This is a genomic window from Dyella sp. (genome assembly GCF_035277725.1).
In the GTDB taxonomy this organism is placed as follows: Bacteria; Pseudomonadota; Gammaproteobacteria; order Xanthomonadales; family Rhodanobacteraceae; genus Dyella_B.
The window spans coordinates 18,067-39,084 of sequence record NZ_DATEJY010000019.1 but is presented as its reverse complement, the minus strand read 5'-3'; the positions used below and the strand labels follow the sequence as shown (position 1 = coordinate 39,084).

19 protein-coding genes are annotated in these 21,018 nt (G+C 61.0%); 9 read left to right on the top strand and 10 right to left on the bottom strand.

The features are described from left to right. The 4 genes from cyoE to VJR68_RS01315 form a co-directional block, all read right to left on the bottom strand. Positions 1–780 (bottom strand): heme o synthase (gene cyoE, locus VJR68_RS01330; protein ID WP_324145743.1); only part of this gene is annotated, 780 nt, incomplete at its 3' end. Beyond that, entirely contained in the window at positions 777–1,928 is a 1,152-nt protein-coding gene (locus VJR68_RS01325) for a COX15/CtaA family protein (RefSeq protein ID WP_324145742.1), read from the bottom strand. The genes cyoE and VJR68_RS01325, both read right to left, overlap by 4 nt. Continuing rightward, complete coding sequence (locus VJR68_RS01320; RefSeq protein WP_324145741.1) at positions 1,928–2,497, bottom strand: hypothetical protein; 570 nt, start codon at positions 2,495–2,497, stop codon at positions 1,928–1,930. The genes VJR68_RS01325 and VJR68_RS01320 overlap by 1 nt, the downstream gene beginning before the upstream one ends. A gap of 119 nt (positions 2,498–2,616) precedes the next feature. Then, on the bottom strand, positions 2,617–3,342 hold the full coding sequence (locus VJR68_RS01315; protein ID WP_324145740.1) for an SURF1 family protein: 726 nt from the start codon (positions 3,340–3,342) through the stop codon (positions 2,617–2,619). Positions 3,343–3,401: 59 nt separating this feature from the next. Here VJR68_RS01315 and VJR68_RS01310 point away from each other — a divergent pair, with 59 nt between their 5' ends. Next, positions 3,402–3,617, top strand: a complete 216-nt coding sequence (locus tag VJR68_RS01310; RefSeq protein ID WP_188797564.1) for a twin transmembrane helix small protein — start codon at positions 3,402–3,404, stop codon at positions 3,615–3,617. A 171-nt stretch (positions 3,618–3,788) separates the two neighbouring features. Here VJR68_RS01310 and VJR68_RS01305 read toward each other — a convergent pair whose 3' ends face one another. From VJR68_RS01305 to VJR68_RS01285, 5 genes are all read right to left on the bottom strand, one after another. Then, positions 3,789–4,676, bottom strand: coding sequence for a cytochrome c oxidase subunit 3 (locus VJR68_RS01305; protein ID WP_324145739.1), 888 nt, complete (start codon positions 4,674–4,676; stop codon positions 3,789–3,791). A 70-nt stretch (positions 4,677–4,746) separates the two neighbouring features. After that, positions 4,747–4,932: a hypothetical protein gene (locus VJR68_RS01300; protein ID WP_324145738.1), complete on the bottom strand. Its 186-nt coding sequence runs from the start codon at positions 4,930–4,932 to the stop codon at positions 4,747–4,749. A 4-nt stretch (positions 4,933–4,936) separates the two neighbouring features. Next, the gene (ctaD, locus tag VJR68_RS01295) at positions 4,937–6,553 is read right to left on the bottom strand and encodes a cytochrome c oxidase subunit I (protein ID WP_324145737.1); all 1,617 of its coding nucleotides are present in this window, start codon (positions 6,551–6,553) and stop codon (positions 4,937–4,939) included. Positions 6,554–6,616: 63 nt separating this feature from the next. Beyond that, positions 6,617–7,582, bottom strand: a complete 966-nt coding sequence (gene coxB / locus VJR68_RS01290; protein ID WP_324145736.1) for a cytochrome c oxidase subunit II — start codon at positions 7,580–7,582, stop codon at positions 6,617–6,619. Positions 7,583–7,601: 19 nt separating this feature from the next. Then, on the bottom strand, positions 7,602–8,039 hold the full coding sequence (locus tag VJR68_RS01285; RefSeq protein WP_324145745.1) for a DUF2244 domain-containing protein: 438 nt from the start codon (positions 8,037–8,039) through the stop codon (positions 7,602–7,604). A gap of 351 nt (positions 8,040–8,390) precedes the next feature. Between VJR68_RS01285 and putA the strand changes: the two genes are divergently transcribed. The 3 genes from putA (at position 8,391) to VJR68_RS01270 (ending at position 13,913) form a co-directional block, all read left to right on the top strand. Next, a complete protein-coding gene (putA, locus tag VJR68_RS01280; RefSeq protein WP_324145735.1) occupies positions 8,391–11,579 on the top strand; it encodes a bifunctional proline dehydrogenase/L-glutamate gamma-semialdehyde dehydrogenase PutA in 3,189 nt (1,062 codons plus the stop codon). Between the two features lie 231 nt (positions 11,580–11,810). Next, entirely contained in the window at positions 11,811–12,533 is a 723-nt protein-coding gene (locus tag VJR68_RS01275; protein WP_324145734.1) for a TlpA disulfide reductase family protein, read from the top strand. Positions 12,534–12,833: 300 nt separating this feature from the next. Beyond that, on the top strand, positions 12,834–13,913 hold the full coding sequence (locus VJR68_RS01270; RefSeq protein WP_324145733.1) for an AraC family transcriptional regulator: 1,080 nt from the start codon (positions 12,834–12,836) through the stop codon (positions 13,911–13,913). Positions 13,914–14,007: 94 nt separating this feature from the next. On the opposite strand, the gene VJR68_RS01265 is transcribed toward VJR68_RS01270, so the two are convergent. After that, the gene (locus VJR68_RS01265) at positions 14,008–14,394 is read right to left on the bottom strand and encodes a helix-turn-helix domain-containing protein (RefSeq protein WP_324145732.1); all 387 of its coding nucleotides are present in this window, start codon (positions 14,392–14,394) and stop codon (positions 14,008–14,010) included. Positions 14,395–14,484: 90 nt separating this feature from the next. On the opposite strand from VJR68_RS01265, the gene VJR68_RS01260 reads away from it, so the two are divergent. The 5 genes from VJR68_RS01260 to VJR68_RS01240 all read left to right on the top strand — a co-directional run bounded on the left by VJR68_RS01260 (position 14,485) and on the right by VJR68_RS01240 (position 20,958). Continuing rightward, on the top strand, positions 14,485–15,231 hold the full coding sequence (locus VJR68_RS01260; protein ID WP_324145731.1) for a glucose 1-dehydrogenase: 747 nt from the start codon (positions 14,485–14,487) through the stop codon (positions 15,229–15,231). Between the two features lie 502 nt (positions 15,232–15,733). Further along, positions 15,734–16,969: a parallel beta-helix domain-containing protein gene (locus VJR68_RS01255; RefSeq protein ID WP_324145730.1), complete on the top strand. Its 1,236-nt coding sequence runs from the start codon at positions 15,734–15,736 to the stop codon at positions 16,967–16,969. Between the two features lie 41 nt (positions 16,970–17,010). Further along, a complete protein-coding gene (locus tag VJR68_RS01250) occupies positions 17,011–18,144 on the top strand; it encodes an SO2930 family diheme c-type cytochrome (RefSeq protein ID WP_324145729.1) in 1,134 nt (377 codons plus the stop codon). A 119-nt stretch (positions 18,145–18,263) separates the two neighbouring features. Further along, on the top strand, positions 18,264–19,679 hold the full coding sequence (locus tag VJR68_RS01245; protein ID WP_324145728.1) for a coniferyl aldehyde dehydrogenase: 1,416 nt from the start codon (positions 18,264–18,266) through the stop codon (positions 19,677–19,679). A gap of 160 nt (positions 19,680–19,839) precedes the next feature. After that, positions 19,840–20,958, top strand: a complete 1,119-nt coding sequence (locus VJR68_RS01240; RefSeq protein WP_324145727.1) for a hypothetical protein — start codon at positions 19,840–19,842, stop codon at positions 20,956–20,958. Positions 20,959–21,018 lie beyond the last annotated feature (60 nt).

Genomic DNA, 21,018 nt, shown 5'->3' with positions numbered 1-21,018 from the left:
GAAGTATTCGTCCGGCGGATTCATCAGGCGGATCGCGTAATAGAGGAACCCGGCGCCAAGTACCGCCGCGCCACCGAAATAGATCAAACCACTATGGCCGGTAATTGACGGCAGCACGCTCACGATCACCAGCAGGATGGTGTAGAGCAGGATTTGCCAACGCGTGTAACGCACGCCATGGGTAACCGGGAGCATCGGGATTTGTGCGCGGGCGTAGTCATCGCGGCGAAAGATCGCTAACGCCCAGAAGTGCGGTGGCGTCCAGACGAAGATGATCAGGCACAGCTGCAATGGAAACGGATGCAGCGCGCCGGTGACGGCCGTCCAGCCAAGCACGGGTGGAATGGCGCCGGCGAGGCCGCCGATGACGATGTTTTGCGGCGTGGCGCGCTTGAGGTATGCGGTATATACCAATGCGTAGCCGATCAGGCCGCCGAACGTGAGCCATGCGGTCAGCACGTTCACCAGCGAGGCAAGTATCACCATCGAGATGATGCCCAGCACGGCCGCAAACACCAGCACCTGTCGTGCGTTGAGTTTGCCGGTGGCGAGCGGACGGCGTGCGGTGCGCGCCATCAGTTTGTCGATGCGTTCGTCGATCAAGTGATTGAAGGCTGCTGCAGAACCCGAAGCGAGCCAGATGCCAAGCGTGCCGAACACCAGCGCGCGCCATGGCGGAATGCCGGGTACAGCGAGGAACATGCCGATGACTGCGCAGAACACCAATAGCGCGACGACGCGCGGCTTGGTGAGCTGGAAATATTCGCGCAGCTGCATCATGCGAACGACTCCATGTCATTCGCATGCCAGGATTGCAGACGCGCGTAATTGGCCAACAGCGTGAACAGCAGCAAGGCAGCGCCGCCGTTGTGCAACGTGGCAACCGGCAATGGCAGGCCGAAATGAACATTGCTGATGCCGAGCACTACCTGCGCCATCAGCACGACCGCAACCGCTATGGCGCCAAAGCGAAATCCGCTGAGCAGCAAACGATAGGCAAGCCACAGCAGGTAGCAGAACACCACCAGCGCACCGATGCGATGGGTGATCTGGATCGCGCTACGCGCTGCCATGTCGAGTACGCCGCCTTCGTAGTTCACGCCGATCTCGCGCCACAGCACGAAGCCTTGATGGAAATCGGTGGGGGGGGTCCATTGCCCCAGGCAGGTGGGGAAATCGGTGCCGCAAGCCAAGGCCGCGTAATTGGCGGACGTCCAGCCGCCCAGCGCAATCTGGCACGCCAACAACACGATGCCGAACACTACCGCTCTGCGCAGTGCCGCATAACGATTGTCGGGTGATCCCAGGCCATGGCAGCGCAAAGCGACATACGCCAGCAGGCCGAAGGTGGTCATGCCGCCGAGCAAATGGCCCATCACCACGATCGGCTTGAGCAATAACGTCACCGTCCACATGCCGAGCATGGCCTGGAAGATGATCACCGCCAACGCCAGCACACTCATCTTGAGCGCCGCAAATTCGCGCAACCAGAACGCACCTGCGATGGGTAAAAGTATCGCCAGCAACGCCAGGCCCGATGACCAGTTGCGTTCGCCATGCAGATAAAGTCCGACGCCGACCGCCGCAAACAGCGCGCTGAAAATAATCGCCAACATGACGACGCGGTCCCGTCGCGCTGCCAGCAGCGCAAGCACCACCACCAATACGCCGAGCGTGCCGGCCAGCATGCGGTGTACCTGTTCGCGCCAGGCTTTGCTCGCCTCGTAAGGACGATCGGGGAATGCTGCATCGGCTTGCGCCACCGCTTGTGCGTGATGCGGCCAAGTGGCCTTGCCATAACACGTCGGCCAATCGGGACAGGAAAGCCCGGCGTTCGACAAACGCACGAATGCCCCGAACATCACCAGGCCGAACGCGAACACCGCCGCGAGCACGGCCAGGTAGGGAATGATCTTGCGGGTGCGCATCAACGGATTACCTTCTGCAGATCCTTGCGCAGGCCGCTCGGATCGAAACCGACAGGATACCGCGCCAGCGCCGTGCCGTCGGACTCCACCAGCAGCGCACTCACGCTGTCTGGTGTCGTCGGGCGGTACTCGGCGAGGCGGTTATCCGGATCCGAGCCGATGGCCCAGTAGTTTTCCATGCCGTTGGTAGCCGCGTTGGCAGGCAGCTGGCCGATATACAGCAAGCGCAGGCGCGACATATTGTTGTTGAGCGTGATGCGTGCAGCGGCCATCTTGGTGAGCGTATCAATGCAGTGCTCGGCGCAATTCGGGCCGGCCAGGGCGATCAGCGTCATGCGTGGCGAGGTATCGCGCCAGGGCCACGTTTTCCCATCGGCAAGATGCAATGGCACCTGTTCCGTCGCGAAGTTGTGTTGGGGAACGACAGGCTCGCCGTAGGCCTTGCCGTTTGGCTGCCAGCCGCTGAGGTTAAGTAGCGCGGCGGCAATGATGGGTGCGGCGAAGACCAGGATCACCAGTACGAATTTCAGGCGGCTTGTGCGCTGGCTTGGGGTAGTTGACTTAGTCATGTTCCTGGGAAGCCTTCAAATTTTCCGGCCGTCATTCCCGCGAAAGCGGAGGCGCTTTCGCGGGAATGACGGCATGGGTGGATGCGCAATACTGAAAGAACGCCGAGGTTCGCATCCGCTTATCTCTTTCTATGCTTGCGATGTAGCACCAAAAAAATGACCACCGCTGCCACCGCAAACGTGAACCATTGAAACGCATACGCACGATGCCGTGCTGGCGGCATGGAAGAAAGATCAAGCGTATGCACGCGCACGTAGATCGCCGACGGATCGGCGTCCAGCACCAGCACCCGCGGATAAAGCATCGCGTGCAGATCGGCTGCTATCTGGCCGAGATCCAGATACACCGATAACTTCGGCCACTGCGTCTGCTGCGTTAGTGCATCGCCGCCTAGCTCCAAGCCGGTACCCGGCGGCGGCTGATAGATACCCTGCAAGGTTTGCGTATCCGTGGGCAGCGGCGGCAATTGCGGCACCTTGTCCGTGCCATTGCCGGGCAAAAAACCCAGATCGACCAACAGCCATTTACCTTGCCCCGCTGGCTGGAACGGCGCATAGACTTCCACACCGCCCATGCTGTCGTGCTTGGGGTTGTCCAGAAGGTACAGGCGATCGGTGCGATACCGCCCTTGCACGCGTACACGCGGATACGCCTTGGCGGGGGGATTATCGGCCACTGCGGTGAACGCTTGCGCCGGCGCGCTGGCCGCCGCGGCATACCGTCGCAGAAGCTCATCCTTATAGTCCGCGCGATGCAATTGCCATACGCCAAGACGCACGAAAACAAGCACTCCGGCCACGGTCAGCAGTACCGACCACCATGCCGGACGGCGCATCACGTCCACGCGGCAACTCCGTGGGGCATGGCTATACTGGCGATGTCTGGCGTGCCTGGAATTCTCACGTGGAAACCATCTACAAAGTAGCGCTGGTGATCATGTTCCTGGTGGTGATCTTCAACCTTGGCCAGGCCCTGTATTTCATGATGACCGAAAAGGACGAAAGCAAACGCACCGTGTGGGCACTGACCCGCCGCATCAGCTTTTCCTTGCTGCTGATTGCGATGGTGATCGTCGGTATCCGAATGGGCTGGATCCACCCGCACGGCGTGGGCCAGTAATTGTAGCGGGCTGCTTTGTCAGGCAGCGTAGCTGCGACTTTTAGCGCGTAGGCCGGGATGACAATCCCAACTTTCTTGTGGTTTCTGCTGCTGGGATTTCATCCCAGCCTACGTAAGGCAAAACAAAAAGCCCGCCTTCCGGCGGGCTTTTCTACTCCCGTGAGCGACGCCTCAGAGGATGTAGACGAACATGAAGAGTCCCAGCCACACCACATCCACAAAGTGCCAGTACCAGGCCACGGCCTCGAAGCCGAAGTGATGCTCCTTGCTGAAGTGGCCCGCCAGCACGCGCAGCCAGATGATCGCCAGCATGATGGTGCCCAGCGTCACGTGCAGGCCGTGGAAGCCGGTCAGCATAAAAAAGGTGCAGCCGTACACGCCACTGCCCAGCGTGAGGTTGAGTTCCTTGTAGGCTTCCATGTACTCATGCGCCTGGCAGTACAGGAAGCTCGCACCCAGCAGCACGGTGACGCCGAGGAAGGCCAGCACCTTGCCGCGATGGCCCGCCTTCAATGCGTGATGCGCGATCGTCACAGTGACACTGGAACTGAGCAGGATCAGCGTATTCAGCAGCGGCAGGCCCCATGGCGCGACAGTCTGGAACGCACCGCCAACATGTGCGGGGCCATTGCCGCCACCCGCGCCCCACGAAGCCGCGTAATCGCTCCACAGGAACTGATGCGTCAACACGCCATGCCCGTAGCCACCCAGCCACGGCACCGAGAACATGCGGATGTAGAACAACGCGCCGAAGAAGGCGCAGAAGAACATCACCTCGGAGAAGATGAACCACATCATGCCCATGCGGAACGAGCGGTCCACCTGGGTGTTGTAGTTGCCGGCCATCGACTCGTGGATCACCGAGCGGAACCAGCCAAAGAACATGCCCAGGATGCCGACGAAGCCGATCAGCAGCAGCGTCTTGCCGAAGCCGGTTTCATCCGGATCGGCATTGAGCCAATGCGCCGCACCGAACACGGTGAGGAACATGACCACCGCAGCCACGATCGGCCATTGGCTCTTGCTCGGTACGTAGTAGATGTCGTGCTGCTGACCCATGATCTGTATCCCGTAGACGGCCCTGATGAGCTACGTTCTGGTGACCTACGTTCTCCCCCGCCGCAGCGGGTTACTGCATGAGCGCTTCCTGGATGGCCTGCGCATGTGCTTGCGGGTGATGCTGCAACCAGAGCATCTGCGCGATCGATACCATGAACACGGCGAAAGCGACGATGCCGACCACTTTCGCCGTGCGCCGCGCGCGACGCAGCCGTTGTTCCTGATCCGATGCCAGCAAGCGATGATCGAGTTTCACGTGATCAATCCTCGACGTGGCCGTGTGCCAATTCTTCGTCATGGATCACCGGCGCGATCGTAAAGCTGTGATGCGGCGGCGGCGACGACAAGGTCCACTCCAGTCCGCGTGCACCTTCCCACACGCGATCGGTGGCTTTCTTCTTGGAGAACCACACGCAGTGGACCACTACGCCAAGGAAGATCAGCTGCGAGGCACCGAACAAAAACCCGCCGATCGAGCTGATCATGTTGAAGTTGGCGAAGGCCACGTTGTAATCCGGAATACGGCGCGGCATGCCGGCAAGGCCAAGGAAGTGCTGCGGGAAGAACAACACGTTCACCCACACCACCGAATTCCAGAAGTGCACCTTGCCCCAGAACTCGCTGTACATGTTGCCGGTCCACTTCGGGATCCAGTAATACGTCGCCGCCATGATCGCGAAGATCGCACCGGTCACCAGCACGTAGTGGAAGTGCGCCACCACGAAGTAGGTGTCGTGGTACTGGAAGTCCGCCGGCACCAGCGCCAGCATCAAGCCGGAGAAACCGCCGATGGTGAACAGGATGACGAACGCGATGGCGAACAGCATCGGCGTTTCGAACGTCATCGCGCCGCCCCACATGGTGGCAACCCAGTTGAACACCTTCACGCCAGTGGGCACTGCGATCAGCATGGTCGCGTACATGAAGAAGATTTCCGCGCCCAGCGGCAGGCCCACCGCGAACATGTGGTGCGCCCACACGATGAACGACAGGAACGCGATCGAGGCGATCGCGAACACCATCGCCTTGTAGCCGAAGATCGGCTTGCGCGAGAAGGTGGGAATGATCTCCGAGATGATCCCGAACGCTGGCAGGATCATGATGTACACCTCGGGATGACCGAAGAACCAGAACACGTGCTGGAACAGCACCGGGTCACCGCCACCGGCGGCATCGAAGAAGTGCGTGTTGAAGTACTTGTCGGTGAGCAGCATGGTCACCGCGCCGGCCAGCACCGGCATCACCGCGATCAGCAGGAACGCGGTGATCAGCCAGCTCCACACGAACACCGGCATCTTCAACAGATCCATGCCCGGCGCACGCATATTGAGAATGGTGGCGATGATGTTGATGGCGCCCATGATCGAGCTGATACCCATCAAGTGGATCGCGAACACCACGTAAGCGGTCGAGGCGCTCTGCAGCGACAGCGGCGGATACATCGTCCAACCGCCAGCGGGGCCGCCGCCCGGCAAAAACAAGGTGGACAGCAGCAGCGCGAAGGCGAACGGCAGAATCCAGAACGACAGGTTGTTCATACGCGGCAGCGCCATGTCCGGCGCGCCGACCATCAACGGAATCATCCAGTTGCCAAGACCGACGAAGGCCGGCATCACCGCGCCGAAAATCATCACCAGCGCATGCATGGTGGTCATTTCGTTGAAAAAGTACGGCTGCACCAGTTGCAAGCCCGGCTTGAACAGCTCGGCGCGAATCACCATCGCGAAGCTGCCGCCGATAAAGAACATCAGCAGCGAGAAGACCAAGTACAGCGTGCCAATGTCCTTATGGTTGGTGGACATCACCCAACGCTGGATGAAACTCTGGTGCTCGTGATGCTCGTCGTGGTGCTCATCGTGGGTGGCTGCGTGCGCCATGGCCTTGGACCTCTACCTCAATGAATGCGTCAGTCGTGAACTGCTTTTTAAGCAGCCGAGAGATCAACCCTGATTGTTCGGTTTCGTCGCCACCTGCGCCGTCGCCTGCGCGGGTGCTGCCGCGGTGGACGCCGCGGCAGGTGCGGGCGTGGCCGGCTTCTGCTGATCGGCCAGCCACTTGGCGAATTCTTCTTTCGAGACGGCCTTCACCACGATCGGCATGAAGCCATGGTCCTGGCCGCACAGTTCGGCGCACTGGCCGCGATACACGCCAGGCACTTTGATATTGGTCCACGTGGCGTTCACCACGCCGGGGATCGCATCCATCTTCCAGCCCAGCGCCGGCACGAACCAGGAATGGATCACGTCGTCGGCGGTGATCACGAAGCGGATCTTGGTATCGACCGGCACCACCAGCGGATGATCGACATCCAGCAGATAGGTGTTTTCGTCACCCACCTTCACCGCATACGGATCGAGACCGGAATCCAGCTGGCGGGTGGCGTTGCTGCGATCGTCCAGCTTGGACATGAAATCGACATGGCTGACCGGCTTGCCGAGGTAGTCGACATAGTCATAGCGCCACTTCCACTGGTAGCCGGTGACCTTCACCGTCATCTGCGAGCCGGTGGTATCGGAAAACTTGCGCAGGCCATCGGTGGCCAGCCATGCAAGAGAAACCAGGATGATCACCGGGATCGCCGTCCAGATGATTTCGATGGTGGTGTTGTGCGACCACTTCTCCGGCACCGCGCCGCGCGATTTGCGGAAGCGGAACATGGCGATGAACATCGCGCCGAACACCAGGATGCCGATCACCACGCACACGCCCAACGCCACGTTGTTGAGCATGTAGGGAATGTCGGAATACGTCGTCACGCCGGGCGTGAGGTTCAACTGGCCCGGTTGCGGATTGGCCAGGACGGCATTGCCGAACAAAAGTGAGAAGGCTGCGCCGAGCGCGCCGATTGCATGCCTGAAGTGCTTTCCAACCCTGATGCCGTGCTTCCCGATGCCGCCAGCTGTCATGTTTGCACCTTTGTTGACCCTACCTGCGCTCGGCCTGGAAATCGGCCAGCAACGCCCTGAGTTTCCGGAACAGCTCGGCGCGTTCCTCGTCGGTGAGGAAAGCCCCGACCTCCAGCTTGCGTCCGTGCGACGACAACAACAATCGGTAACGCCCCTCCCCTGACTCCAGCAGCACGCGCACCCAATAGGGTTGGAAGCGCGTGCAACGGCGACCTGGCAGGGTTTGCACCTCCAGCGACGAATGGTCGAGGGTGATGCGTTCGCTGCGGTCGCCGGCCCGCCATGCCACGCTCAGGGCGATGGCGACGGCGGAAGCCTCGATCAGGGCGAATAGCGGAGCGAATACGTCGCCCTGCCACGCTCCCAGACCTGCCGTTATCAACACCAGCGCAGCCAACACCAGGATCAGGTGACGCAGGCCACGCCGGCTGAGTGTGCGATTGGGCCGAAGCCACATCACGCACGGCAGGCCGCCGAGGGCTGGTCGAAGCACGATCATGGAAGTCCGGCGTGCCTGGAACGTGTTCGATCATAGGGCGCGCGTGTGGCGGTGGGCAAGGACAACGGCAGCATGGAACGCCATGCCGGGCGCGACAATTTGTCTCGTGTGCTTTCGCTTGTTGCAACGACTGTAGGTTGGGGTGGGAACCCCAACATCCCGATCTTGCACGCATGGCGATGTTGGGTTCGCACCCCAACCTACACGGGATTCCGCTGATTGCTGCAGTGCTCGAATGCACGGCCTGGGCCGCCCCCGTACAATTTGCCATTCCCTGTTTCCCCTTCCCCTCCCACGCGCCACGCCACCGTGACCCAACCCATTCTTACTCCCGAACTGCCGACCAGCGTCGAGCCGGCCCGCGCGCGCATTACTGCCGCCTGGCTGCGCGACGAAACGGAGGCCGTGAACGACTTGCTCGCCCAGGCCACCTTGCCGCCGGTCGAGCGCGAAAAAGTCATCGATCTCGCTGCCGATCTGGTCACCCGCGTGCGTGCGCGCGCCAAGGACCAGAGCGCGGTGGAATCCTTCATGCGCCAGTACGACCTTTCCAGCGAGGAAGGCGTGCTGCTGATGTGCGTGGCCGAGGCCTTGCTGCGCATCCCCGACAAAGCCACGGCGGACAAATTGATCCGCGACAAGCTGGGCGATGCGAACTGGAAGAAGCATCTGGGCCAGAGCGAGTCGCTGTTCGTCAACGCCTCCACCTGGGGCCTGATGCTCACCGGCAAGCTGGTCAATCTCGCCGAGGAAACCCGGCAGGATTTCACCAGCGCGCTGCGCCGACTGGTCGGTCGCGCGGGTGAGCCGGCCATCCGCCTGGCTGTGCGCCAGGCGATGCGCATCATGGGCCATCAGTTCGTGATGGGCCGCACCATCGACGAAGCGCTGGATCGCTGCAGCAAGGGCGAATACACCGCTTATCGCTACTCCTACGACATGCTCGGCGAATCCGCACTCACTGCGGAAACCGCCGAGCGCTACCAGCAGGATTACCGCAACGCCATCGCGCGCATTGGTGCACGCGGCCCGTTTGCCAATCACACCGATGCGCCGTCGATTTCGGTGAAGCTGTCCGCGCTGCATCCGCGCTACGAAGTGGCCAATCGCGAACGAGCGCGCCATGACCTCACTGCCAAGCTGCTGGAACTGTCGCAGCTGGCGATGAAGCAAGGCATCGCGTTATCGGTGGATGCGGAAGAAGCCGATCGCCTTGAGCTCTCGCTGGACATCATCGGCGACGTGTTTGCGCATCCGTCGCTGCAAGGCTGGAATGGTCTGGGCATCGTGGTGCAGGCGTATTCCAAGCGCACGCCGTTCGTCATCGACTGGCTGATCGAAACCGCGCGCGCCACCGGGCGCCGCTGGTATGTGCGCCTGGTGAAGGGCGCGTATTGGGATGCGGAAATCAAGCGTGCGCAGGAACTGGGCTTGTCCGGCTATCCGCTGTACACGCGCAAGCCGAACACCGACGTCTCCTATCTCGCCTGTGCGCACAAACTGTTCGATGCCGGCGTCGAGCTGATCTATCCGCAATTCGCCACGCACAATGCGCACTCCATCGCCGCCGTGCATCACATCTCGCGCGGACGTCCGTTCGAATTCCAGCGTCTGCATGGCATGGGCACGGATCTGTACGCCGAGGTGATCGGCAAGCAGAACCTCAATGTGCCGTGCCGCGTGTATGCGCCGGTGGGTACGCACGAAGATCTGCTGCCGTATCTGGTGCGCCGCCTGCTGGAAAACGGCGCCAACACCAGCTTCGTCAATCGCGTGGTGGATGAAACATTGCCAGTCCGCGATCTCGTTGCCGATCCGTGCGAAACGGTGCGTCGCTTTGCCTCCATTCCTCACCCGCGCATTCCTCTGCCGGTCAATCTCTTCGGTGACAATTCCGCGCTTGCGCAGAATTCAGATCTGGTAACCAGGAAGAACTCCATGGGCGTCAACTTCTCCAACGACAATGAACTGAAGGCCCTCGCCGAGGCGGTCAACGCAAAATCCACCACCTGGGCAGCCACGCCGCTGGTGCCGGGCGGTGAAAGCAAAGGCCCGACCGTGTCGGTGACCAATCCTGCCGATCGCCGTCAGGCGGTAGGCAGCTACGTCAGCACCGATGCCGCCCTGGTCGACAAGGCACTGGCCAATGCCGTCGCCGCGCAGCCAGGCTGGGATCGCCTGCCTGCTGCCAGCCGCGCCGCGATCCTGGAGCATGCTGCCGATCAGCTTGAAGCGCGTCGCGGTGAATTCATCGCGCTGTGCGTGCGCGAAGCCGGCAAGAGCCTGCCCGATTCGATCGCTGAAATTCGCGAAGCAGCGGACTTCCTGCGCTACTACGCCGCGATGGCGCGCCGCCTGTTCGGTCATCCGGAACAGTTGCCCGGGCCGACCGGCGAGAGCAACCAGCTGTTCCTCAATGGCCGCGGCGTGTTCGTGTGCATCAGCCCGTGGAACTTCCCGCTGGCGATTTTCCTCGGCCAGATATCGGCAGCGCTTGCCGCCGGCAACAGCGTGATCGCCAAGCCCGCAGAGCAGACCAGCCTGATCGGCTACGTCGCCGTGAAGCTGCTGCATGAAGCCGGCGTGCCGGCCGACGTGCTGCAGTATCTGCCGGGCGACGGCGCGGTGGTGGGCGCGGCGCTCACGAAAGACCCGCGTGTGGCCGGCGTCGCTTTTACCGGCTCCACCGAAACCGCCTGGGCCATCAACCGCGCACTTGCCGCACGCAATGCGCAGATCGCGGCACTGATCGCCGAGACCGGCGGCCAGAACGCGATGATCGCCGACTCCTCCGCCCTGCCCGAGCAGATCGTGAAAGATGTGATCGCCTCTGCCTTCCAGTCCGCCGGCCAGCGCTGCTCTGCCGCGCGCGTGTTGTTCGTGCAGGAAGACATCGCCGACAAGGTCATCGGCATGCTCGGCGGCGCGATGGCTGAGTTGAAGGTGGGCGATCCCGGGCAGCTTTCCACCGACGTAGGTCCGGTGATCGATGAGGATGCGTTGAAGATCCTCGTCGACCACGCCGCGCGCATGGACAAGGAAGCTTCGATGATCGCCGAAGCCAGGCTCGATCCGTCCGCGACGTCGAACGGCACGTTCTTCGCACCGCGCGCCTACGAAATTCCTTCGCTCGACGTATTGAAGCGCGAAGTGTTCGGCCCGGTGCTGCACGTGATCCGCTGGAAGGGCAGCGAGTTGCCGCAAGTGGTCGACCAGATCAACCGCACCGGCTACGGCCTTACCCTCGGCGTGCACAGCCGCATCGACGACACGGTGGAATACATCCGCAGCCACGCGCGTGTCGGCAATTGCTACGTCAACCGCAACCAGATCGGCGCAGTGGTGGGTGTGCAGCCGTTCGGTGGCGAATCGCTGTCGGGCACGGGCCCCAAGGCGGGCGGCCCGCATTATCTGGTGAAGTTTGCGACCGAGCGTACGCTTACGATCAATACGACCGCGGCGGGTGGTAATGCTTCCCTGCTGACGATTGGCGAGTAACACACAGCCAATCCATGAGTGCGCGGCCGTTACCGCGCATCATGGGTTGCAGTCGTAGGCTGGGATGAAATCCAAGCATGATCAGCATGGCGATGCTGGGATTTCATCCCAGCCTACGCAGACATTGCACCACGGCTCATCCGATAAGCAAGGCAAGGATGCCTATCCGATACTCGTTTATTATCGCTCACCATGCGACGAACACTCATAGTCATCTCACTGCTGCTATGCATGAGCGCCGCAGCGCATGCAGGAAATCCGGCACCGGACGAAATGCGCTTCGTCGCCACGCTGCAACTCGGCACCACACCCCACGTTCGTTACCTCGACGCCAACGGCAAACCCATCGATTACCCCGCCTTCGCGCAACAAATGCACGAAGGCCGCCGTCACTACAGCATCACCCGCGACGCCCAGGCCGGCGCGGCCGTATTGCGTTTGCGCCCGGCCGGCGCACGCGCCGGCGAACCAGGCCGCTTCGCATTCGGTCGCGGCGACGCTTTCCCGCCGTTCGAATTGCCCTCACTGCAAGGCAGCACGCAACGCCTCAGCGACTTGCACGGCCGCTACACCCTGGTCAGCTTCTTCTTTGCCGAATGCGCACCCTGCATCGCCGAAGTGCCGACGCTCAATGCGTTTGCACGCGAACACGGCGACATGAACCTCATATCCATCACCTATGAAAACGCCGACACCGCGCGCCAATTCGTGCAGGAACGCGGATTGACCTGGAACGTGCTGTATCACGGCCAATCGCTGATGGACACACTGGGTATCGGCATCTTCCCCACCTTGATGCTGCTCGATCCATCCGGCCGTGTGGCCGGCTCGGCGGTCGGCATGTCGATGCAGGACGATCCGGCCAAGCGTCTCGCCGATCTCGACAGCTGGATCGAGCAATGGAAACGTGCGGCGGCGACACAAACCACGAACGGAAAACCCACGCAGCAGTAACACTGCAAGCGCGACAACGCTGAACTTGTGCGCCGCGCTAACCACCCCGACATCGCCCGTGCTAGAACAGACGCCTGCGCCATCGGGGTTGGCTAGGAGCCTGTCGGACTTGAGTGGTCGAGGCGAGGCGCTTTACAACAGCGTAGCTGGTCAAATGCGACTGCGTGAGGACAGATTTTCGGTGATTCGCCGGCCCATAGTGGTTCTATGGGTCCAGAAGCGCCGGAAATATGGGCCGCGCAGGCGCATTTGCAGCCCGGCCAACTCAAGTCCGGCAGGCTCCTAGGGGGAAGGTTCGGCATGTCACAGGCAGCATTCGAACTACACGACACGCGGCGCGCGGCCGTTTCGGCGATCGAGCCCGATCCGCGTGTGCAAGCCGCTGACATCCCACCGAACGTACTGGTGCATCTCACCGAGTTTGCTGCCCGCCAGGGCATTGCCAGCGAGCCGTGGTTCGCCGGCTTAGGCATCACTCGCCAGCAGATCAATGACCCCAGCCTGCGCGTGTCATACCGGCAGGCGCGCATGGTCATTTCGCGCGCGTTGCGCGCCATGCGCATACCGGCGCTGGGCCTGTTGATCGGCCGCAACGAAACCATCGGCAGTTTCGGCCTGCTGGGCCTGGCGATGATGACCTCGCGCCATTTTGGCGAAGCCATGAGCGCAGGTATCGAAAACCACAAGATCTGCGGCAGCCTGCTGGATGTGGATTTCGTGGCGATCGACGCGCACCACGTCGGCGTGCAGGCATGGCCCCGCTACGGTGACATCGAACTGCTGCCATTCCTGTGCGAAGAACTGTTCGCCAGTTGCCTGGCCATCGCACGCGAACTGGTCGGCCCGGCCATCACACCGATACGCATGGAGTTCACCTATCCACCACCTGCTTACGCGAGCGAATACACGGATACGTTCCAATGCGAAGTACGCTTCGGCGCGCAACACAACCGCATCGTGATCGACGCCGACTGGCTGCTGCAATCACTCCCCGGCTACAACCCGCTGGTTTCAAGGCAGGCCCTTGCGCTATGCCACCAACAACTACGCGGCAACAGCCCGTCCGATGAAATCGTCGTCTCCGTCGAACGCCTGCTGCGCAACCGCTTGCGCGATCATCCCAAACTCACCGAAGTCGCCCGCACGCTGCATCTGAGCGAACGCTCGTTGCGCCGCAGATTGGCGGAGAGCGGACGCATCTTTCGGGAAATCCATGATCGCGTGCGTGCCGAACGTGCACTGGAACTGCTGCACGCCGGTCAATTGAGCGTCGCGGAAATCGGTATCGAGCTTGGCTTCAGTGATCCGCGTGAATTTCGCAGAGCGTTCAAACGCTGGACGGGCATGCCGCCACAGGTGGCACGGCGAAGCTTGCCTTGAATGTCGTAGATTGGGCTAGCTCAGCGTAACCCAACATATCGCAGCAACATTGTTGGGTTACGCTGCGCTGATCCAACCTGCCTGCGCTAGCTGCTCAGCCGTTTTTTTTCCTGGCAGCCGCTTTGCGTTTTGCTCCTTGCAGCCGCTCCGCCGCCTGAATCTGATGCGCCTTCATGATCGTCATGATCAACCCAGGAAACCGTTGGTCGATCTCTTGGCAACGCGTGGTGTTGCGCATCTCCACGCCGTGGCGCTCGCTGCGGATCAGGCCCGCCTCACGCAGCGCGCGAAAATGCTGCGATAGCGTGGACTTGGGAATCTCGCGGTCGCTGATCTTGAGGAAGTTGGAGCAGGTGGCGCCGCTGGAGATGGCCAGCTCGGCGTAGATGGCGGCGCGCACGGGGTCGGATAAGGCATGGAGAATGCCCTCGACGGTGATGTCTTCGATGGATGGGTGAATCAGCGGCCGCATGGCGGGCATTTTATCGGCCCTTGATTTCTAGTTCCATAGTTCATAAGTTACGAACTACAGGAATTCAGAACCCCTTCACCACCCACCAGGACATATCCCATGAGCAAGTTGAAAGGTAAAGTCGCCGTCGTTACCGGCGCATCCAAGGGCATTGGCGCTGCGATTGCGCGTGCATATGGCGCCGAAGGCGCGGCGGTCGTCGTCAACTACGCGTCCAGCAAGGCAGGCGCCGATGCGGTGGTCAATGACATCGTGAAGGCCGGCGGCAAGGCCGTGGCCGTGCAGGGCGATGTTTCGAAAGCCGCCGACGCGCAGGCGATTGTGGACGCCGCGATCAAGCACTACGGCCGTCTCGACATTCTCGTGAACAATTCGGGCGTCTATGAGTTCGCGCCGATCGAAGCGATCAGCGAGGCGCATTACGACAAGCAGTTCAACGTCAACGTGCGTGGCCTGCTGCTTACCACCCAGGCTGCCGTGAAGCATCTCGGCGAAGGCGCCAGCATCATCAATATCGGCTCGCTGGTGTCGCGCATCGTGCCCGAAAATACGGTGGTATACACCGCCACCAAAGGTGCCGTGGATGCGATCACCGGCGTGCTGTCGAAGGAATTGGGGCCGCGCAAGATTCGCGTGAATGCACTCAATCCCGGCATGGTGGAGACCGAAGGCGCGCATGCCGTTGGCGCAATCGGCGGCGACTTTGAAAAGTACGCGCTGGCCGCCACGCCACTGGGACGCATTGGCCAACCTAACGATATCGCTTCGATCGCCGTGTTCCTGGCTTCCGACGATGCGTATTGGCTGACCGGTGAACGGCTATATGCAGGCGGTGGCGCACGCTGATCGCTGTGTTGACATTGAAGCGCACCGCATCGCGGTGCGCTTTTTTCATGCCTACTGACGATGCACGCTGCCGTCGCCGATACCCAGACAAATGCGCTGCGATCTTGCGCCAACAACGTGCACGCCTTGAGTGGGGCGTTTCTTGTCCGGCCCGCCCGTCACTCTACTATCCACAAGACGTCTGGCAGGTGCGAGTCCGCCGCCACCTGCATGCCCAAACCAGCGCTCAAGCAAACGAGAACGCATGGCTGCCTCCTCTTTACCGTTGATGGATGCTCAAGATAAAGAGATGGCTTAAGCCCAAGTAGCGATATCTCGGCAAGACAGTCTTGAACGCTTTTCAATACACCGATCCGGCTGGTTCCCACCACCGATATCTGCGCCATGTCCACACTGGCCGATTTACCCCCCATCCCAGTCCCTTTTGCCCTCCCCTCGCTTTGCCGCTTGCGGGACAGTGCCTGGGTACGCGCTCGTATGGCGCGAGGGGAGATCGGCCGGCATGCGCAAGCTCTGCATCTTGATCGCTTTTTTCTTGTTACTGCCGTCCTGCGGCCAGCAGGAGAACGCCTCGCAAAATCAGGCCGACGCGTCTTTCGAGAGCAAGCTGGAGCAGCAACTGCTGGATGCCAAACCCGGCAGCGTGATCGACATACCGGCCGGCCATTTCGCGCTCAAGCGCGGCCTTAGCCTGCGCACCAACGGCGTCACCCTTCGTGGTGCGGGCATGGACAAGACCGTGTTGTCATTCAAAGGACAGATCGTCGGCCCCGAAGGCCTGCTGGTAAACGCCGACGATTTCACTATCGAGAATCTCGCCATCGAAGACACGATGGGCGATGCGTTGAAGATCAACCAAGGCAAGAACATCACCATTCATGGCGTGCGCATTGCCTGGACCGACGGCCCCAAAAGCACCAACGGTGCCTACGGCCTGTATCCGGTGAAGACGCAGAACGTGCTGGTGGAAGATTCGGAGGTAATCGGCGCATCGGATGCCGGTATCTATGTGGGGCAATCCAACAATATCGTCGTGCGACGCAATCGTGCCGAGCAGAACGTGGCCGGCATCGAGATCGAGAACTCGGTGAATGCCGACGTTTACGACAACATCGCTACCAAGAACACCGGCGGCATCCTGGTATTCAACATGCCGAATCTTTCGCAGGCTGGCCACGCCACGCGCGTGTTTCGCAACAAGGTGTTCGACAACAACACCACCAATTTCGCCAAGAAAGGCGCGGCGGTAGCCAGCGTGCCGGCGGGCTCGGGCGTCGTCGTCAATTCCAACGACAAGGTGGAGATCTTCGACAACGACATCGCCGACAACCAGACGGCCAACGTGATCATCTCCAGTTATTTCTCCACCAACTACTACAACAAGCTCGGCGTCGCCGCTGATTACAACCCGTACCCGAAAGGCATCTACGTCTACGGCAATCGCTTCAAGGGCGGCGGCAATTCGCCGGACGGCCTCAAGCTGAAAACGCTGAAAACCGCCGTGTATGGCATCAACGGCAGCTTTCCCGATGTGCTGTGGGATGGTTATGCCGATCCCAAGAACCAGACCGGCGGCGTGCCGTCACCAGACGACCGCATCTGCATCCAGGATGCCAGCGGCGTACTCAATGCTGATGGGCCGCACGGCTATAGAACTCCAAGCACGGACATCAAGCCGTTCCAATGCAGCCTGCCCAAGCTGCCGCCTGTTGCGCTGAATCCGGAACCGAAAGTCTGAGAGTGCCGCTGATGTCGACAAAGCTGTGGATGCGCGGATGCATGCTATTAATCACATTGCTATGCCTGGCGGCCTGCCATCGCGACATGCAGCCGGTGGCCTTTCACGATGATGGTTATCCGCCGAAGCTCAGCGATTGGCACGTGGTGGAAGCGCGCGACGACGTCTTGCAGTTGAACCAAGGCGTGGTGCCCTACGAACTCAATACGCCGTTGTTTACCGACTACGCGCACAAGCTGCGCACGATCTGGATGCCCAGGGGCGTATCCGCTCATTACAGCCCCACGGACACCTTCGATTTCCCAGTGGGCACGATCATCAGCAAGACCTTCTTCTATCCCTTGCCGAAGAGCGCGACCCGGAACGCCTCGAACGTTGCGCGCACTTACGACACCAGCCGGGATTTCGCCGCGCCGGGGCAAGGCCTGGAACTCGCCAACGTGCGGTTGATCGAGACGCGCTTGCTGGTCAAGCGCAAGGAAGGATGGGTGGCGATTCCTTATGTCTGGAATACCAACCAGACCGATGCCCTGCTCGCCCGCACTGGCGACGTACAGGCCTTGACGCTCGTCAGTGACGATGGCGAGCGCGAAAACTTCAATTACGTGGTGCCGGATCAAAGCCAATGCGCAAGCTGTCACGCGCGCGACTGGACCACGCGCGCCTTGCAACCGATCGGTCCCAAGGCGCGTCATCTCAATCGCGATTACCGCTACGCCGATGGCAACGAAAACCAACTCGTCCACCTGATGCACGTGGGCTATCTCGCCGGCGCACCGGTCCCAGTGAACGCGCCCCGCAATGCAAACTGGATGGACCCACACGCATCGCTCGATGCGCGTGCGCGTGCCTATCTGGATATCAACTGCGGCCATTGCCACAATCCGAAAGGTGCAGCCAATACCACCGGCCTGACGCTGGATAGCAGCACGCCGGAAGATCGCCATATCGGTATTTGCAAGCCGCCGACAGCAGCAGGCCAGGGCACCGGCGATCATCTGTTCGACATCGTGCCGGGCCATCCTGACGATTCGATCGTGCCTTACCGCCTTGGCTCCGCCGAGCCAGGCACGATGATGCCGGAGATCGGGCGCAGCACCGTGCACAAGGAAGGACTTGCCTTGATCAAAGCCTGGATTGCAGCACAGCCGGGGGATTGCGTGGTGCTGCATTGAATGCATGGAGAGGAAAATAGTGATGTGCGTAGCCGTTTCCGCTTTGGTGATACCGTCACGCGGCATGCCACCATGGCGGCGCTGCATGCATAGAGCGCGGGATTGTGAGCAAAATGCTGATGAACAAGCCTGACCAAGTCGATCTTGCTGCCGAACTGCAACGTTTGCGTACGGCGCAGGCCCAATCGCCGTTACCCGATTGGCCCACACGTGCGCGTCGCCTGCGCGCGCTGGACACAGCCATCAGCCAACATCGCGATCAGATCGCCGCAGCGATCAACGCGGATTTTGGTTGTCGCCCGCGCGAAGAAACCGACATGCTTGAAGTGTTTCCCAGCCTGTCGGCCATTCGCCACGCACTTCGCCATGGGCGTCGCTGGATGAAACCCACCCGTGGCCTGGCAAGCCTGGCGTTTCTGCCCGCCGGCATCGAAACGCGTCCGCAGCCGCTAGGCGTGGTCGGCATCATCGTGCCGTGGAACTATCCGCTGTTTCTCGCTGCCGGTCCGCTGATCGATGCACTCGTGGCCGGCAATCGCGTGATGATCAAGATGAGCGAATACACGCCGCGCTTTTCGCTGCTGTTCGCCGAATTGATCGCACGTCATTTCCAGCCGGATGAAGTGCTGGTGATCAATGGCGATGCCGCAGTGGCGCAAGCATTTGCCGCGTTGCCGTTCGATCATCTGCTGTTTACCGGCTCGACCGCCGTTGGCCATCATGTGATGCGCTCGGCCTCCGCCAACCTGACGCCGGTCACGTTGGAGCTGGGCGGCAAATCGCCCGCGATCATCGGACCCGGTGCGCGGTTCGAACATGCAGTGGAACGCATCCTGTTAGGCAAGCTGATCAATGCGGGACAAACCTGCATTGCTCCCGACTATGTGCTGCTGCCGCGTGCCGATATCGCGCGCTTCACCATGGCAGCGAAAGCAGCTACTGCTCGCCTGTATCCCGATATTGCCAACAATCGGCAGTACGCGAGCATTGCTACCGATCGCCACTATCAGCGCTTGATGGAGCTGCGCAACAACGCATTGAGCGCAGGTGCGCGCAGCGAAATGTTGGGTGACGCCGCAGATCGCGCCGAACGGCGCATGCTCACGCCCACATTACTGATGGACGTGCGCGATGACATGCCCGTGATGCAGGAGGAAATCTTCGGCCCGCTGCTGCCGCTGGTGCCCTACGACACGCTCGACCAGGCTATCGATTACGTTGCCAATCATCCACGTCCGCTCGCGCTGTACCTGTTCGAACAGGATCAGGCGCGCATCGATCAGGTGCTGACTCGCACGCATGCCGGTGGCGTCACACTCAACGATACGATCTATCACATCGCCCAGCATCGGCTGCCGTTCGGTGGTGTCGGGCCATCCGGCATGGGCGGTTATCACGGCGAAGCAGGTTTTCGCACGTTTTCGCACATGAAGCCGGTGTTTCGGCAAGCACGCCTCAATGGTGTAAAGCTGTTCAATCCACCGTATGGCAAACGCTTTCGGCAGTTGCTGGAGATTTTGTTGCGCAGTGGTTAGCGTTGCTTTCGTAGGCTGGGATGAAGTCCCAGCATTTCTTGCAGTTTCGTGATGCTGGGATTTCATCCCAGCCTGCGTTGCGATTCCCGTCGTCTTCGCTCGACGCCCTTGCACGAGTCGGATAGGGTATCGGCATCCATGCATAGGCGGGTGCAAGCGCATGCCGTACGAGCAACCCAACGTTCAATCGGCCGTCGTGATCGCGATGCATTTGATCGATATCGCCGACGCCATCGATCTATCCAGCGCTGAAGCGCTGTGGGATCAGCAACAACGCCCCGCCGCCATACGCAGCAAATTGGCCAGCACACCGCCAAAGGCGATGGCGTTTGGCGTTCCGCCGGTTGTGCTGCGGCTCGACTCGCTTGAACTGCCGCTGCTTGGCCGCACCTGCCGTGCCGACGCGACGGTACGGCTCTACGACTTCGGCGCCGCGGCGTTCTCCGTGCAGATCCCCGTCACCTCATGCAGCTGGGTTTCGTTTTCGCAGCTGGTCAATGCAGTCGATGCACTGTTGGGACCCGCCGCCGACAGCCCGATATGGATGCAATTGCTGGCGCACGTGCGCGCGGCGGTCATGCCTGCCTTGTCGAAGCCCAGTCCGGCTTCGTTGCATGAAGATTATCTGCTCGGCATCGTGCATGCCTTCGACGAAGCAATTCCCGTCAACGTCATGCACGAACGCATCGATCTGGTGCCATTGCTTTCCGGTGAGCAACGCCCCTTGTCGGAACAGGCACGCAAGGATCTGCTGCAGCAGCGCTTCTCCTATTACGCCGACGACCTGGTGGTGTTGACGTGGGACCGCGCGTTTATCTATGAGCCGCGCAGCGATTCGGATGTGGTGGATATTCTCGAAGTCGCCAACGCGCAGTTGTTGGAACTGCGCTTCTACGATGAGCTGCTGGATGCCGAATTGCCGCGCATGTACGACATGGTCGAGGCGGCGCATGCCAGCAATCCGTTGGGCGCGCGCCATTTCGCCGATCTCGCGCGCAAGCTGTACACGCTGGTGGCGGAAGTCACCGAAATTACCGAAAAGGTGGACAACGCGCTGCAAGTCACCGAAGACGTCTATCTGGCGCGCGTCTATGCCTCGGCACTGGATTTGTTTCGCGTGCGTCACGTCAGCGATGCCGTGGATCGCAAGCTGGCGATCATCCGCGATACGTATGCGGCGCTTTACGAGGAGGCTTCGGGCAAGCGGGCGGAACTGCTGGAGCTGGCGATCATCGTGTTGATCGTGGTGGAAATCGTGATCGCGGTCATTCGCCACTGATCAATCCAGCCGGCATGCCAAAAGACCTGGGCCAAAGAAAAAGCCCTGGGAACCCGCGTT

What these genes read in the sequence shown, in the direction of transcription:
- VJR68_RS01325 (WP_324145742.1), bottom strand. Translation starts at nt 1,928, where the DNA reads ATGCGCACCCGCAAGATCATTCCCTACCTGGCCGTGCTCGCGGCGGTG.
- VJR68_RS01320 (WP_324145741.1), bottom strand. Translation starts at nt 2,497, where the DNA reads ATGACTAAGTCAACTACCCCAAGCCAGCGCACAAGCCGCCTGAAATTC.
- VJR68_RS01305 (WP_324145739.1), bottom strand. Translation starts at nt 4,676, where the DNA reads ATGGGTCAGCAGCACGACATCTACTACGTACCGAGCAAGAGCCAATGG.
- ctaD (WP_324145737.1), bottom strand. Translation starts at nt 6,553, where the DNA reads ATGGCGCACGCAGCCACCCACGATGAGCACCACGACGAGCATCACGAG.
- coxB (WP_324145736.1), bottom strand. Translation starts at nt 7,582, where the DNA reads ATGACAGCTGGCGGCATCGGGAAGCACGGCATCAGGGTTGGAAAGCAC.
- VJR68_RS01285 (WP_324145745.1), bottom strand. Translation starts at nt 8,039, where the DNA reads ATGTGGCTTCGGCCCAATCGCACACTCAGCCGGCGTGGCCTGCGTCAC.
- VJR68_RS01275 (WP_324145734.1), top strand. Translation starts at nt 11,811, where the DNA reads ATGAGCGCCGCAGCGCATGCAGGAAATCCGGCACCGGACGAAATGCGC.
- VJR68_RS01270 (WP_324145733.1), top strand. Translation starts at nt 12,834, where the DNA reads ATGTCACAGGCAGCATTCGAACTACACGACACGCGGCGCGCGGCCGTT.
- VJR68_RS01265 (WP_324145732.1), bottom strand. Translation starts at nt 14,394, where the DNA reads ATGCCCGCCATGCGGCCGCTGATTCACCCATCCATCGAAGACATCACC.
- VJR68_RS01260 (WP_324145731.1), top strand. Translation starts at nt 14,485, where the DNA reads ATGAGCAAGTTGAAAGGTAAAGTCGCCGTCGTTACCGGCGCATCCAAG.
- VJR68_RS01255 (WP_324145730.1), top strand. Translation starts at nt 15,734, where the DNA reads ATGCGCAAGCTCTGCATCTTGATCGCTTTTTTCTTGTTACTGCCGTCC.
- VJR68_RS01250 (WP_324145729.1), top strand. Translation starts at nt 17,011, where the DNA reads ATGCTATTAATCACATTGCTATGCCTGGCGGCCTGCCATCGCGACATG.
- VJR68_RS01245 (WP_324145728.1), top strand. Translation starts at nt 18,264, where the DNA reads ATGAACAAGCCTGACCAAGTCGATCTTGCTGCCGAACTGCAACGTTTG.
- VJR68_RS01240 (WP_324145727.1), top strand. Translation starts at nt 19,840, where the DNA reads ATGCCGTACGAGCAACCCAACGTTCAATCGGCCGTCGTGATCGCGATG.